At 67.9% G+C, this 13263-nt stretch carries 10 protein-coding genes; all 10 read right to left on the reverse strand.

The annotated features are described in order from the left end of the window. Positions 1-10 precede the first annotated feature (10 nt). The 10 genes from J2X09_RS18430 to J2X09_RS18475 all read right to left on the reverse strand — a co-directional run bounded on the left by J2X09_RS18430 (position 11) and on the right by J2X09_RS18475 (position 13262). On the reverse strand, positions 11-805 hold the full coding sequence (locus J2X09_RS18430) for a cell division protein FtsQ/DivIB (RefSeq protein WP_204734624.1): 795 nt from the start codon (positions 803-805) through the stop codon (positions 11-13). Positions 806-821: 16 nt separating this feature from the next. Beyond that, positions 822-1787, reverse strand: a complete 966-nt coding sequence (locus tag J2X09_RS18435; protein WP_310308980.1) for a D-alanine--D-alanine ligase — start codon at positions 1785-1787, stop codon at positions 822-824. Next, positions 1784-3193 (reverse strand): UDP-N-acetylmuramate--L-alanine ligase, encoded by a 1410-nt coding sequence (gene murC / locus J2X09_RS18440; RefSeq protein WP_204734625.1) that lies wholly within the window; start codon positions 3191-3193, stop codon positions 1784-1786. The genes J2X09_RS18435 and murC overlap by 4 nt, the downstream gene beginning before the upstream one ends. After that, positions 3190-4266, reverse strand: a complete 1077-nt coding sequence (gene murG / locus J2X09_RS18445; RefSeq protein ID WP_204734626.1) for an undecaprenyldiphospho-muramoylpentapeptide beta-N-acetylglucosaminyltransferase — start codon at positions 4264-4266, stop codon at positions 3190-3192. The genes murC and murG overlap by 4 nt, the downstream gene beginning before the upstream one ends. After that, positions 4263-5519 carry a putative lipid II flippase FtsW gene (gene ftsW, locus J2X09_RS18450; protein WP_204734734.1) on the reverse strand — a complete coding sequence of 419 codons (1257 nt, stop codon included), beginning with the start codon at positions 5517-5519 and terminating at the stop codon, positions 4263-4265. Before ftsW ends, murG begins: the two co-directional genes overlap by 4 nt. A 74-nt stretch (positions 5520-5593) precedes the next feature. After that, on the reverse strand, positions 5594-7399 hold the full coding sequence (gene murD, locus J2X09_RS18455; RefSeq protein ID WP_204734627.1) for a UDP-N-acetylmuramoyl-L-alanine--D-glutamate ligase: 1806 nt from the start codon (positions 7397-7399) through the stop codon (positions 5594-5596). Further along, complete coding sequence (gene mraY / locus J2X09_RS18460) at positions 7396-8574, reverse strand: phospho-N-acetylmuramoyl-pentapeptide-transferase (protein ID WP_204734628.1); 1179 nt, start codon at positions 8572-8574, stop codon at positions 7396-7398. Before mraY ends, murD begins: the two co-directional genes overlap by 4 nt. Then, positions 8564-9982, reverse strand: coding sequence for a UDP-N-acetylmuramoyl-tripeptide--D-alanyl-D-alanine ligase (locus J2X09_RS18465; protein ID WP_204734629.1), 1419 nt, complete (start codon positions 9980-9982; stop codon positions 8564-8566). Before J2X09_RS18465 ends, mraY begins: the two co-directional genes overlap by 11 nt. Then, a complete protein-coding gene (locus J2X09_RS18470) occupies positions 9979-11529 on the reverse strand; it encodes a UDP-N-acetylmuramoyl-L-alanyl-D-glutamate--2,6-diaminopimelate ligase (protein ID WP_204734630.1) in 1551 nt (516 codons plus the stop codon). Before J2X09_RS18470 ends, J2X09_RS18465 begins: the two co-directional genes overlap by 4 nt. Next, positions 11529-13262, reverse strand: a complete 1734-nt coding sequence (locus J2X09_RS18475) for a peptidoglycan D,D-transpeptidase FtsI family protein (protein ID WP_204734631.1) — start codon at positions 13260-13262, stop codon at positions 11529-11531. The genes J2X09_RS18470 and J2X09_RS18475 overlap by 1 nt, the downstream gene beginning before the upstream one ends. Between the last annotated feature and the right edge of the window lies 1 nt (position 13263).

Below are 13263 nucleotides of genomic sequence, written 5' to 3' on the forward strand. Positions count from 1 at the left end.
TGCTTCTTGCTTATCTACGGGGTTGTGCGGCGCCGGGCGGCGTGTCGATGACAGTGGTCACGCCACGCAGACGCAAGGCGTAACCGTTGGGGTAACGCAGGTCCACGGACTGCACCGCGCCTGCATAACGTTCGGTGAGCTGCGACAGCGTGCCGGTGAACCGGCGCGTGCGCTCCAGCAGTTCGTCGGGCGTACCGCGGCCCAGTTCCACGCGCGCTCCGCTGTCGAGCTGCGCGCGCCAGGTGCCGCGCTCGGTGAGTTCGAGCCGCTCCAGGCCCAGGTCGAGCCGGCCGAGCTCGGTGCCCAGCAACTGGTACAGCGCCCAGACCTGGGCCGACTTCTCCCGCGGGCCCGCGAGCTCGGGCAGGCCATCGCCGTCGTCCGGACTGGCGTCGAACACCTCGCCCAGGCGGTTGACCAGCTGGCCGGAGCCGGACTCGCCCCACCACGCCACGGCCTGGTGTTCCTCCAGCGTCACGCGCAGGCGGTTCGGGAATTCGCGCTGCACCACGGCCTTGCGCACCCATGGCACGGCCTCGAACATCTCACGCACCTGCTGCAGGTCCACCGTGAGGAAGCTGCCGGTGAGCCGCGTCTTCATCTGCGATGACAGCTGGGCACGGAAGGTCACGGCGTTCTGGTGCAACACGTCGCCGTGCACCGAGATCGCCTTGACCGACCAGACCGGATGGCGCACCAGCCAGGTGGTGAACAGGCCCAGGCTCAGCACGGCAAACATCGCGACCAGGACGTGCGTGACCACGGTCATGAGCTTGACGTCCAGGGGCAGTTCGGTGCTGGGCATGGTGGTGTTCCGGGCCTCAGGCGGCGTTGTCCAGCGCCGCGCTGGCGAGCAGCCGCACGCACAGGTCTTCGTACGACAGGCCGGCCGCCTTGGCCGACATCGGCACCAGCGAATGGCCGGTCATGCCGGGCGAGGTGTTGATTTCCAGCAGCCAGGGCTTGCGCGTCTTCGCGTCGATCATCACGTCGGCGCGCGACCAGCCCCGGCAGTCCAGCGTCAGGTAGGCCTTTAGCACCAGCGCCTGGATGGCTGCCTCTTCGCCCTCAGGCAGGCCGCAAGGCACGAGGTACTTCGTGTCGTCGGTGAAGTACTTGTTCTGGTAGTCGTAGTTGCCTTCAGGGGCGACGATGCGGATGACCGGCAAGGCCCTGGCCGAGGCGCCGGTGCCCAGCACCGGGCAGGTGACTTCGTCGCCGGCAATGAACTGCTCGCACATCACCATGGGATCCTGCCGGGCGGCGAGCTCATAGGCAGCGGCGCATTGCGCTTCGCTGGTCACCTTCGTCAGACCGATGGTGGAGCCTTCGCGCACGGGTTTGACGATCATGGGCGAACCCAGTGCCTTGAACGCGGCCACTGCTTCATCCGCGCTGCGCACCTGACGCCAGGCCGGCGTGGAGAGACCCTCGGCGACCCAGATGCGCTTGGTCATGAGCTTGTCCATGGCCACGCTGGACGCCATCACGCCCGGGCCGGTGTAGGGAATGCCCATGAGCTCGAGCGCACCCTGCACCGTGCCGTCCTCGCCGAAACGGCCGTGCAAGGCGATGAAGCAGCGCTGGAAGCCTTCCTTCCTGAGCTCGCCCATCTCGCGCTCCGCCGGGTCGAAGGCATGGGCATCCACACCCTTCGACTTCAGGGCGGCCAACACGCCGTTGCCCGACATGAGCGAGACCTCGCGTTCGGCCGAGCGCCCGCCCATGAGCACGGCCACCTTGCCCAGAGCCTTCGTATCCACCTGCATGTGTTCCTCTGGTTTCATTTGACGACCCCTTCAGCCAGCTCCATCACGCGGCCGGCCACGGCGCCCACGGTGCCAGCACCCATGCAGAGCACCACATCGCCATCGCGGGCGTTGTCCAGCACCGCTTGCGGCATCGCAGCGATGTCGTCCACGAACACCGGTTCCAGCTTGCCGGCCACCCGCAATGCACGGGCCAGCGAGCGGCCGTCGGCCGCAACGATGGGGGCCTCGCCTGCGGCATAGACCTCGGCAAGCAGCACGGCGTCGGCCTGCCCGATGACTTTCACGAAGTCCTCGAAGCAGTCGCGCGTGCGGGTGTAGCGGTGCGGCTGGAACGCCAGCACGAGGCGGCGCCCTGGGTAGGCACCGCGCGCGGCGGACAGTGTGGCCGCCATCTCCACCGGGTGGTGGCCGTAGTCGTCCACCACGGTGCAGCTGCCACCCGTGGGCAACGCGGCGTCGCCATAGCGCTGGAAACGCCGGCCGACCCCCTTGAATTCGGCCAGCGCCTGCAACACGGCCTCGTCGGACACCCCCAGTTCCACCGCAATGCCGATGGCGGCCAGCGCGTTGAGCACGTTGTGATGGCCCGGCAGGTTGAGCACCACGTCCAGGTCGGGCAGCTCCACGCCGTTGCGGCGCTGCACGGTGAAGTGCATCTGCGTGCCCACCGCGCGCACGTCGAGGGCACGAACCTGCGCGTCCTCCGAGAAGCCGTAGCTGGTGATGGGGCGGGCAATCTGCGGCAGAATCTCGCGGATCGCCGGGTCGTCCACGCAGACCACGGCCGCACCGTAGAACGGCATCTTGTGCAGGAAGTCCACGAACGCCGTCTTGAGGTTGCCGAAGTCGTGGCCGTAGGTGTCCATGTGATCGGCGTCGATGTTGGTGACGACCGACAGCACGGGCAGCAGGTTCAGGAACGAGGCGTCGGATTCGTCGGCCTCCACCACGATGTGCTCGCCCGAGCCCAGCTGCGCGTTGGCGCCCGCGCTGTTCAGACGCCCACCGATCACGAAGGTCGGGTCCAGGTTGGCGGTGGCCAGCACGCTGGCCACCAGGCTCGTGGTGGTGGTCTTGCCGTGCGTGCCGGCGATGGCCACGCCCTTCTTCATGCGCATCAGTTCGGCCAGCATCACCGCGCGCGGCACCACCGGCACCAGCTTTGCGTGTGCGGCCACCACCTCGGGGTTGTCTTCCTTCACCGCGGTGGAGGTGACGATGGCGTCAGCGCCCTCGATGTGCGCGGCATCGTGACCGAGGAACACCTGCGCGCCCAGTGCCACGAGCCGGCGCGTGACGGTGCTCTCGCCCAGGTCGCTGCCGGAGATGCGGTAACCCTGGTTGAGCAGCACCTCGGCGATGCCGCTCATGCCGGCGCCGCCGATACCGACGAAATGGATGTGACGGATGGCGTGTTTCATGGAGACGGGACTTTCGCGAGTTGCTCGCAGGCGGACACCACGGCCGCCACGGCTTCGGTTTTTTTCATCTGCAAGGCCTTTTCGGCCATGGCCTGCAACTGGGGGCGCTGCACGGTCTGCAGCGTCTGCGCCAGTCGCTGGGGCGTCAGTTCAGGTTGGGGCACCAGCCAGGCCGCATCGGCTTCCACCAGGAAGCGGGCGTTCGTGGTCTGGTGGTCGTCCACCGCAGCAGGGAACGGCACGAACAGCGCGGCCGCGCCCACAGCGGCGATCTCGGTCACGGTGCTGGCGCCGCTGCGGCAGACGATGAGGTCGGCATCGGCAAAAGCCTGCGCGGTGTCTTCGATGAAGGGGGTGAGCTCGGCCTGCACACCGGCAGCCACATAGTTGGCGCGCAAGGCATCGATCTGTTTCTCGCCGCTCTGGTGCGTGACCTGCGGCTGCTGCTGTGCGGGCAACAGGGCCAGGGCCTGCGGCACCACGTCGTTGAGCGCCTTGGCGCCCAGGCTGCCGCCCACCACGAGCAGGCGCAGCGGACCGCTGCGGCCGGCGAACCGTTCGGCGGGCGCGGGTTGCTGCAGGAACGGCGCGCGCAAGGGATTGCCCACCCATTGCGCCTTCTTGAACACATTGGGGAAGGCGGTGAACACACGGTCGGCCACGCCGGCCAGCACGCGGTTGGCCATGCCGGCCACCGAGTTCTGCTCGTGCAGCACCAGCGGCTTGCCCGCAAGCACGCCCATCATGCCGCCGGGGAAGCTGATGTAGCCCCCCAGGCCGACCACCACGTCGGGCTTGACGCGGCGCACCACCTGCAGCGCCTGCCAGAAAGCGCGCAGCAGCCGCAACGGCAGCAACGCCAGCGTGACCGGCCCTTTGCCACGCACGCCGCCGAAGTCGATGGTCTCCAGCTTGAAGCCACGCGGTGGCACGATGCGGCTTTCCATGCTGCCCGGGGCGCCGAGCCAGTGCACGCGCCAGCCGCGCTCACGCAGGGCTTCGGCCACGGCGAGGCCCGGGAAGATGTGACCACCCGTGCCACCGGCCATGATGAGTGCACAAGGCGAGGTCACGAGCGGCCTCCCTTCATCATCTGGCGGTTTTCGTAGTCCACCCGCAGCACGATGGAAAGCGCCACGAGGTTGAGCAGGATCGCGGAGCCACCGTAGCTCATCAGCGGCAGCGTGAGCCCCTTGGTTGGCAGGGCTCCCAGGTTCACCCCGATGTTGATGAAGGCCTGGAAACCCATCCACAGCCCCACGCCCTGCGCCACCAGGCCAGAGAAGACCTGATCCAGTGCAATGGCCTGACGGCCGATGTGCATGATGCGGCGCGTGAGCCAGAGGAACAGCGCGATCAGCACCACGACGCCGAGCAAGCCGAATTCCTCTCCGATCACGGCGAGCAGGAAGTCGGTGTGCGCCTCCGGCAGCCAGTGCAGTTTTTCCACGCTGCCACCCAGGCCCACGCCGAAGATCTCGCCGCGACCGAAGGCGATCAGCGAATGTGAGAGCTGGTAGCCCTTGCCGAGCGCGTGCTCGACGCTCCAGGGGTCCAGGTAGGCAAAGACGCGCTGACGGCGGAAGTCGCTGGTCATGACCATGAGCGCAAACGCGGCCACCACCACCAGGGCCATGAGGAAAAACATGCGCGCGTTCACGCCACCCAGGAACAGGATGCCCATGGCAATCACCACGATCACCATGAACGCGCCCATGTCCGGCTCGGCCAGCAGCAGCATGCCGACCACGCCCACGGCGACCGCCATCGGTGCCACGGCATGGAAGAAGCGCTCCTTCACCTCCATCTTGCGCACCATGTAGCTGGCCGCATACAGCAACACCGCCAGCTTGGCCAGCTCGGAGGGCTGGAAGTTCATGATGCCCAGCGAGATCCAGCGCCGCGCGCCGTTCACGCCCCGGCCGATGAAGGGAATGAGCACGATGACCAGCAGCACCAGCGCCACGGCGAACAGCCAGGGTGCCATCTTTTCCCACGACCGCATCGGGAACTGGAACGCCACCATGGCCGCGACCACGCCGATCACCATGGAGATGCCATGGCGCAACACGAAGTGCGTGTGGGCGTAGCTGGAGAAACGCGGGTTGTCCGGCAACGCGATGGACGCGGAATACACCATCACCAGGCCCCAGGCCAGCAACGCCACCACCACCCACAGCAGCGGCTGGTCGAACCCGAGCTCGCGCACCGCGACGTTGCGCGTGCCGGCGTAGGTGCGGTTCGACAGGCGCACGGGCAGGTCGTCGCGCGAGCCACCACCGGCCAGCGCACCGGCGAGGTCGCGCCCGGGCCAGCGCGGCAGCATGCCGGCCAGCGCACCGCGCAACCGGGCGCCCCAGGGAGCGCTGTTCTTTTTCGCGGCGGCCGTGGGCTTCTTTTTCACAGACCACCCTCCAGGCTCATGCCCTGCTCGGCGGCCAGGGCGGTCACCGCCTCGACGAACACCCGGGCGCGGTGCATGTAGTTGTCGAACATGTCCAGGCTCGCGCAGGCGGGCGACATCAGCACCGCATCGCCCGCACGGGCCTGCTGCGCCGACACCGTCACCGCCTCGGACAGCGTGGCGGCGTCGAGCTGCAGCACACCGGCTTGATCCAGCGTGGCACCCACGGCTTCGCGGATGCGACCGGCGTCGCGGCCGATGTAGACCACGGCGCGGGCAAAGCGCGCGAGCGGTTCGGCCAGCGGTGCGAAGTCCTGCCCCTTGCCGTCGCCACCGAGAATGACGACGAGCCGGCGCTCGGCACCCAGGCCGCGCACGGCCGCCAGCGTGGCACCCACGTTGGTGCCCTTGCTGTCGTCGAAGTACTCGACCTCATCGATGATGGCCACGGGCTCCACACGGTGCGGCTCGCCGCGGTACTCACGCAGCCCATGCAGCATGGGCCCGAGGGCTGCGCCGGTGGAACTGGCGAGCGCCAGCGCGGCCAGCGCATTGGCGGCGTTGTGGCGCCCCCGGATGCGCAAAGCGTCCACGGGCATGAGGCGCTGGAAATACAACTCGTCGTCCTCGTCGGCCCCCCGACCACGCTTGCGGGTTTCGTCCAGCGCGAGCGCGCGCACCAGCCAGGCCATGCCATTGACCGATTCAATGCCCCAGTCGCCAGCGCGGGACGGCGTGTCGAAACCGAAACTGGCCCAGGGGCGTGCACTTTGCTGACGGTTGCGGTTGCCCACCTTCACGGTCACCAGACCGGGTTGCATCGCCATGACCAGGGGGTCGTCCCGGTTGAGCAGCATCAGGGCCTGCGTGCCGTACACCGCCGCCTTGGCCTTGGCGTATACGGTCATGTTGCCGTGCCAGTCAAGGTGGTCTTCCGTCAGGTTGAGCACGGTGGATGCGGTGGGCACAGCGTCCCAGTCCCCGCCTGCCGTTCCGTCGAGCTGGAAGCTGGAGAGTTCCAGCACCCAGGCCTGGGGCAGGTGCGCAGGTTGTGGTGGCTCCACAGGCGGTGGCACGAGCAGGGTCGGACCCTCTTCCTCGGCGTCGCCGCTGGCGGGCGGTTCGACGGCATCGACCTCGGGCATGGCCTCGCCATCGCCCTGCGATTCGGTCGGCTCCCCGGCAATCGCCGGCGCCTGCGGAGCGGCCTGGGCAGCCTGCGATTCGGCTTCGGCCTGTGCCCTCGCCTCTTCGGCTGCCGCGCGTTCGTCGTCTGCCTGCTGGGCCACCGCTTCGGTGTCGAGCGCGGCCGACAGCACATCGAGCAGGGCAGGGCCAATGTTGCCGGCCACGGCCACGTTCAGCCCTGCGCGCTGCAGGAGCAGGCCGGTCAGCGAGGTGACGGTGGTCTTGCCGTTGGTGCCCGTGATGGCCAGCACCTTCGGGTGGTAAGGCAGACGTGCGCGCTGCGACAACTCGCGCAGGGCACGGGCGAACAGGTCCAGTTCACCCACCAGGGCCACGCCCTGTTCTTTGGTCCATGCCGAGACGCCCTGCAGCTGATCGGGTGTCAGGCCCGGGCTGCGCGCCACCAGGCTCCATGCCGCACGTGCCAGCAAGGCATCGTCGAACGGCCCCGCGACAAACTGCGCGTCGGGGCATTCGGCGCGCAGGACGGCCAGCTGCGGCGGCGTCTCACGCGTATCGGCCACGGTCACGCGGGCACCCTGGCGGCTGCACCAGCGCGCCATGGACAGGCCGGAGGCGCCCAGACCGAGGATGAGGACGTGCTGCTCGTTCATCGGAGTTTGAGCGTGGACAGCCCCACGAGGCACAACAGCATGGTGATGATCCAGAAGCGCACGACGACCTGCGTCTCCTTCCAGCCCTTCTTCTCGAAATGGTGGTGCAGCGGCGCCATCTGGAACAGACGGCGACCGGTGCCGTAGCGCCGTTTGGTGTACTTGAACCAGGTCACCTGCAACATCACCGACAGCGCTTCGACCACGAAGATGCCCCCCATGATGGCGAGGACGATTTCCTGGCGCACGATGACGGCGATGGTGCCCAGGGCGCCGCCGAGCGCGAGCGCGCCCACATCGCCCATGAACACCTGGGCGGGGTGGGTGTTGAACCACAGGAAGGCCAGGCCGGCGCCGGCCGTGGCGGCACAGAAGATCAGCAACTCGCCCGCGCCGGGGATGTGCGGCATCAGCAGGTAGCGCGCAAACACCGCGTTGCCGGTGACGTAGGCAAACACGCCGAGAGCCGAACCGACCATCACCACCGGCATGATCGCCAGGCCGTCGAGACCGTCGGTGAGGTTCACCGCATTGCTGGAGCCGACGATGACCAGGTAGGTCATGATCACGAAGCCGAACACGCCCAGGGGGTAGCTGATTTCCTTGAAGAACGGCACCAGCAGGCCAGCCTGCGGCGGCAGGTCCACCGTGAAGCCCGAACGTACCCAGGCGATGAAGAGTTCCAGCACGCGCAGGTTGCTCGACTCGGAGACCGCGAACACCAGATAGAACGCGGCCACGAGGCCGATCACCGACTGCCAGAAGTACTTCTCGCGCGAACGCATGCCTTCCGGATCCTTGTGAACGACCTTGCGCCAGTCGTCCACCCAGCCGATCGCGCCGAATCCCAGCGTCACCAGCAGCACGATCCACACGAAGCGATTGGAAAGATCGAACCAGAGCAGCGTCGACAGCGCGATCGAGAACAGGATCAGCACGCCGCCCATTGTGGGTGTGCCACCCTTGCTCAGGTGCGTCTGCATCGCGTACTCGCGAATGGGCTGGCCGATCTTGAGCGCGGCCAGCCGGCGGATGAAGTAGGGGCCGGCGACGAGGCCGAGCAGCAGCGCCGTCATGGCCGCCATCACGGCCCGGAACGTGAGGTACTGGAACACCCGCAGGGATCCGAACTCGGGTGACAGGCCTTGCAGCCAGAGGGCCAGGCTAGGCAGCATGGTCGTTGTCCTTCTTGTTTTTTCCGGGGGTGATGTCCAGCGCCTGCAGCGCCTGCACCACACGTTCCATGCGCATGAACCGCGACCCCTTGACGAGCACGCTGCGGTATACGGGCCGGTCGTCAGCGATGGCGGCGCTCACCGCACCCGCCATGGCGGGGACTTCGACCCACTGGGTGATGGCAGGCAGGGCCGCGCTGGCCTGACGCATCCAGTCGCCCGACACATGCACGGCTTCGATGCCACGTGCCAGGGCATGCCGCAGCACTTCGTCGTGAAACGCCAGGCCCTGTTCGCCGACCTCGCCCATGTCGCCCAGCGCCAGCAGACGGGGTCCGGGCAGTTCGGCGAGCACGTCGACGGCGGCGCGCATGGAGTCGGGGTTGGCGTTGTAGGTGTCATCGATCAGCGTGACGCGCCGTCCCTCCAGCTGCAGCGACAGTGCACGCGAGCGACCGCCCACCGGCTCGAAACCATCGAGCCCGCGCACGATGGCCTCGAGCGGCACACCGGCAGCGAGGGCGCAGGCGGTGGCCGCAAGGGCGTTGCGCACGTTGTGGCGTCCGGCGATGTGCAGTTGTACCCGGGCCTCGCCAGCGGGCGAGGTGAAGTCCAGCGTCCAGGCGCCATCGCGCCATTCGGCCTGGCGCGCGGCCACATCGGCGGCGGCGTCGGTGTCGCTGAAGGTCAGCACCCGGCGCGAACCGGCGAGCTCGTGCCACAGCGGGGTGTATGTGTCATCGGAGGGAAACACGGCCACCCCGTCGGCGCCCAGCGCCAGAATGACCTGCCCGTTTTCGCGCGCCACGGCCTCGACCGTGGACATGAATTCCTGGTGCTCGCGTTGCGCGTTGTTGACCAGCGCCACCGTGGGCAGCACCAGTGCAGCAAGCTCCGCGATTTCCCCCGGGTGGTTCATGCCCAGCTCCACCACCGAAAGCCTGTGCGCCGGCTGGAGCCGCAGCAGCGTGAGGGGCACGCCGATGTCGTTGTTGAAATTGCCCTGCGTGGCATGCGCCGCGTCGCCTGCAGCAGCGCGCAGGATGGACGCGATCATCTGCGTCACGGTGGTCTTGCCGTTGCTGCCGGTCACCGCGATCAGCGGCAACGTGAACTGGCTGCGCCAGCGACGCGACAGTTCGCCCAGCGCGCGCCGCGTGTCGGGCACCTCCACGCCGGGCAGGCCTGCCTCGGCCAGTCCCTGATGGGCGATGGCGGCCAGCGCGCCCTGCCCTTGCGCCTGCGGCAGGAAGTCGTGCGCGTCGAAGCGCTCCCCTTTCAAGGCCACGAACAGATCACCAGCCTGCAGGGTGCGGGTATCGGTATGCACACGGTGGAACGGCAGGTCGGGCTCGCCGACCACGCGCGCGCCATCGAGTTGCGGCAGGAGCTGGCCCAGGGTCTTCATGCGCGCACCTCGTGGCCCGTGCGCTGCGCCAGCGCGGCGCGGGCGTGCTGCAGGTCGGAGAACGGTTTCTTCACACCCATCACGTCCTGGTAGTCCTCGTGGCCCTTACCCGCGATCAGCACCACATCGCGCTCGGTGGCGCGGGACACAGCCAGCACGATGGCCCGCGCGCGATCGGATTCGACCAGTGCGGCGTCCGGCGATGACAGGCCCGCCACCATCTGGCTCAGAATGGCCAGCGGGTCTTCGCTGCGCGGATTGTCGCTGGTGAGCACCGGGTGCTGCGCCTCGCGCTCGGCGGCGGCGGCCATCAGCGGGCGCTTGCCGGCATCACGGTCACCACCACAACCCACCACCACCCAGAGCGCACCGCCGCGCTGGCGCGCCAGTGGCTGCAGCGCCTGCAGGGCCTTTTCCAGCGCGTCGGGCGTGTGCGCGTAATCCACCAGCACCAGGGGGTTCGCCGTGCTCCCCGCCTCGGCCTGCTCCATGCGCCCGGGAACCGGCGTCAGCGCGGTGCAGGCTTGCACGGCATCGGCCAGCGGCACACCCAGCGCGCGCGCGGTGGCGATCACGCACAGCAGATTGGAAACGTTGTAGCGCCCGACCAGCGGAAGGTTCAGGGCATGCAGTGCAATGGGATGCCCCTGGGCATTGCGTTCGCCCACCTTCAAGGTCATGCCACGGTCGGTGAAGGCAAGGTCTTGCGCGAACAGGCGTGCCCTTGCCATGCGCTCACGTTCGTCCGTCTCGATCGCCACGGTCCACAGGTCCATGCCCCGGCTGGCGAGCATCGCCGCCAGGCCGACACCGCGCGTGTCGTCGATGTTGACCACGGCGCTGCGCAGCCCGGGCCAGTCGAACAGCGCCACCTTCGCCGCCCAGTACGACTCCATGTCGCCATGAAAATCGAGGTGGTCCTGCGTGAAGTTGGTGAACACCGCCACGCGCAGCCTCGTGGCATTGAGCCGGCCCTCGACGATGCCGATGGAGGATGCCTCGATCGCGCAGGCCTTCAGACCCGCATCGACGAAGTGGCGCAGCTCGGCCTGCAGCATCACCGGATCGGGCGTCGTCAGACCGGTGGCCACGAGCGGCCGCGTGGCCTCGCCTGCCACCGGAGGCTGCCCCATGCCCAGCGTGCCGACCACAGCGCATGACTTCGCGCAGGAAGACAGCAGCTGCGCGGTCCACCACGCGGTGGACGTCTTGCCGTTGGTGCCGGTGATCGCCACCATGTCGAGCGATGCGCTCGGCGTGCCGTTAAAGACACTGGCGATCGCACCAGCAGCGGCCTTGAGACCGGGCACCGCGATCACGCGTTCGTCGTCGAAGGCATAGGGTTCCACGCCTTCACGCTCCACCAGGGCCGCCACGGCACCGGCATCGAGCGCACTGGCCACGAAGCGGCGGCCATCGGTGGCCGCACCCGGCCAGGCCACGAACCCGTCGCCCGCACCCACGCGGCGGCTGTCGCAGTGCAAGGCACCGACGCCGCGCTCGCGCAGCCACTCGGCCACGCTCTGGGGTTGTGCCATGGTCCGCATCAGAACGATTCCTCCACCACATGGGTGACGATCTGCGGTTTCACATTCATGTCGGGCTGCACACCGAGAATGCGCAGGGTCTGCTGCACCGTCTCGCTGAACACGGGTGCCGCCACCACGCCGCCGAAGTACTGGCCGTTGCTGGGCTCGTCGAGCATCACCGCGACGACGATGCGGGGCGCCTCCACCGGTGCCAGGCCCACAAACCAGCTGCGGTATTTCTTGTCGGCGTAGCCCTTGCCTTCCTGCTTGTGCGCCGTGCCGCTCTTGCCACCGACCGAGTAGCCCATGGTCTGGGCGCGCGAACCGGTGCCACCGGGGCCGGCGGCCAGGCCCAGCATCTGCCGCACGGCGACGGCATTCTTCGCACTGAACACGCGCACACCGGCGGTCTGCGTGTCCGACTTCTGCAGGGTGAGCGGGATCAGTTCGCCATCGCGCGCAAAGACGGTGTACGCCTGTGCCAGCTGGAACAGCGAGGTCGACAGGCCATAGCCGTAGCTCATGGTGGCCTGCTCGATCGGACGCCACGTCTTGTAGGGCCGAAGCCGGCCAGTGACCGCGCCCGGGAACGGCACCTGCGGCTTCTGACCGAAGCCCGCCTGTGCGTACGTTTCCCACATCTCGCGCGGGCTCATCTGCATGGCCATCTTCACCGTGCCGACGTTGCTCGACTTCTGGATCACCTGGGACACCGTGAGCACGTCGTTGGGGTGCGAATCGCTGATCGTCGACCCCCCGATGGTGATCCGGCCCGGCGCGGTCTGGATCGGCGTGTTGGGCGTGACCAACCCTTTCTCCAGCGCCAGCGCGGCGATGAAAGGCTTCATCGTCGAACCCGGTTCAAAACTGTCGGTGAGCACGCGGTTGCGCAGTTGCTCGCCGGTGAGGTTCTGTCGACGGTTGGGGTTGTAGCTGGGGTAGTTCGCCAGCGCCAGCACTTCGCCAGTGATGGTGTCGAGCACGATCACGCTGCCGGCGTGCGCCTTGTGCGCAATCACCGCATCCTTGAGCTTCTGATAGGCGAAGTACTGCACCTTGCTGTCGATCGACAGTTGCAGATCGGGACCGTCCACCGGTGGCACCACATCGCGAACGTCTTCCACCACCCGGCCTAGGCGGTCCTTGATCACGCGCCGCGAGCCGCTCTTGCCCGCCAGTTGCCGGTTGAACGCGAGCTCCACGCCTTCCTGGCCGATGTCTTCCACGTTGGTGAAACCCACCACATGCGCCGCGGCCTCACCTTCGGGGTACTGGCGCTTGTACTCGCGACGCTGGTAGATGCCCTTGATACCAAGGGCCGCGATCTCCTTGGCCACCGGCTCGTCCACCTGGCGCTTGACCCAGACGAAGGTCTTGTCTTCGTTGGCCAGGCGCTTGCGCACATCGGCCAGCGGCATGTCCAGCAGCTTGGCGAGCTGGCGCAGCTTGGGGTCGTTGCGATCCACATCTTCGGGAATCGCCCAGATGCTCTGCGCCACGACACTGGAAGCGAGGATCAGGCCATTGCGATCGAGCACACGGCCACGGTTGGCGGGCAGTTCGAGCGTGCGCGCGAACCGCACCTCACCCTGGCGCTGGAAGAAGTCGTTGCCGAACACCTGCACATAGGCCGCGCGGCCGGCCAGGCCCGCGAAAGCCACGGCCAGCGCCGCAACGATGAACTTGCTGCGCCAGACCGGCGTGCGGCTGGCCAGCAACGGGCTGGCAGAGTAGTTGATGCTGCGGCCCATG

Origin of the sequence: Hydrogenophaga laconesensis (assembly GCF_031457235.1) — a bacterium.
GTDB classification, from domain to species: Bacteria; Pseudomonadota; Gammaproteobacteria; order Burkholderiales; family Burkholderiaceae_C; genus Hydrogenophaga; species Hydrogenophaga laconesensis.

Coding starts and splice junctions, on each gene's coding strand:
- ftsW (WP_204734734.1), bottom strand. CDS start 5,519: ATGCTGCCGCGCTGGCCCGGGCGCGACCTCGCCGGTGCGCTGGCCGGT.
- murD (WP_204734627.1), bottom strand. CDS start 7,399: ATGAACGAGCAGCACGTCCTCATCCTCGGTCTGGGCGCCTCCGGCCTG.
- murC (WP_204734625.1), bottom strand. CDS start 3,193: ATGAAACACGCCATCCGTCACATCCATTTCGTCGGTATCGGCGGCGCC.
- mraY (WP_204734628.1), bottom strand. CDS start 8,574: ATGCTGCCTAGCCTGGCCCTCTGGCTGCAAGGCCTGTCACCCGAGTTC.
- J2X09_RS18430 (WP_204734624.1), bottom strand. CDS start 805: ATGCCCAGCACCGAACTGCCCCTGGACGTCAAGCTCATGACCGTGGTC.
- J2X09_RS18470 (WP_204734630.1), bottom strand. CDS start 11,529: ATGCGGACCATGGCACAACCCCAGAGCGTGGCCGAGTGGCTGCGCGAG.
- J2X09_RS18435 (WP_310308980.1), bottom strand. CDS start 1,787: ATGAAACCAGAGGAACACATGCAGGTGGATACGAAGGCTCTGGGCAAG.
- J2X09_RS18465 (WP_204734629.1), bottom strand. CDS start 9,982: ATGAAGACCCTGGGCCAGCTCCTGCCGCAACTCGATGGCGCGCGCGTG.
- J2X09_RS18475 (WP_204734631.1), bottom strand. CDS start 13,262: ATGGGCCGCAGCATCAACTACTCTGCCAGCCCGTTGCTGGCCAGCCGC.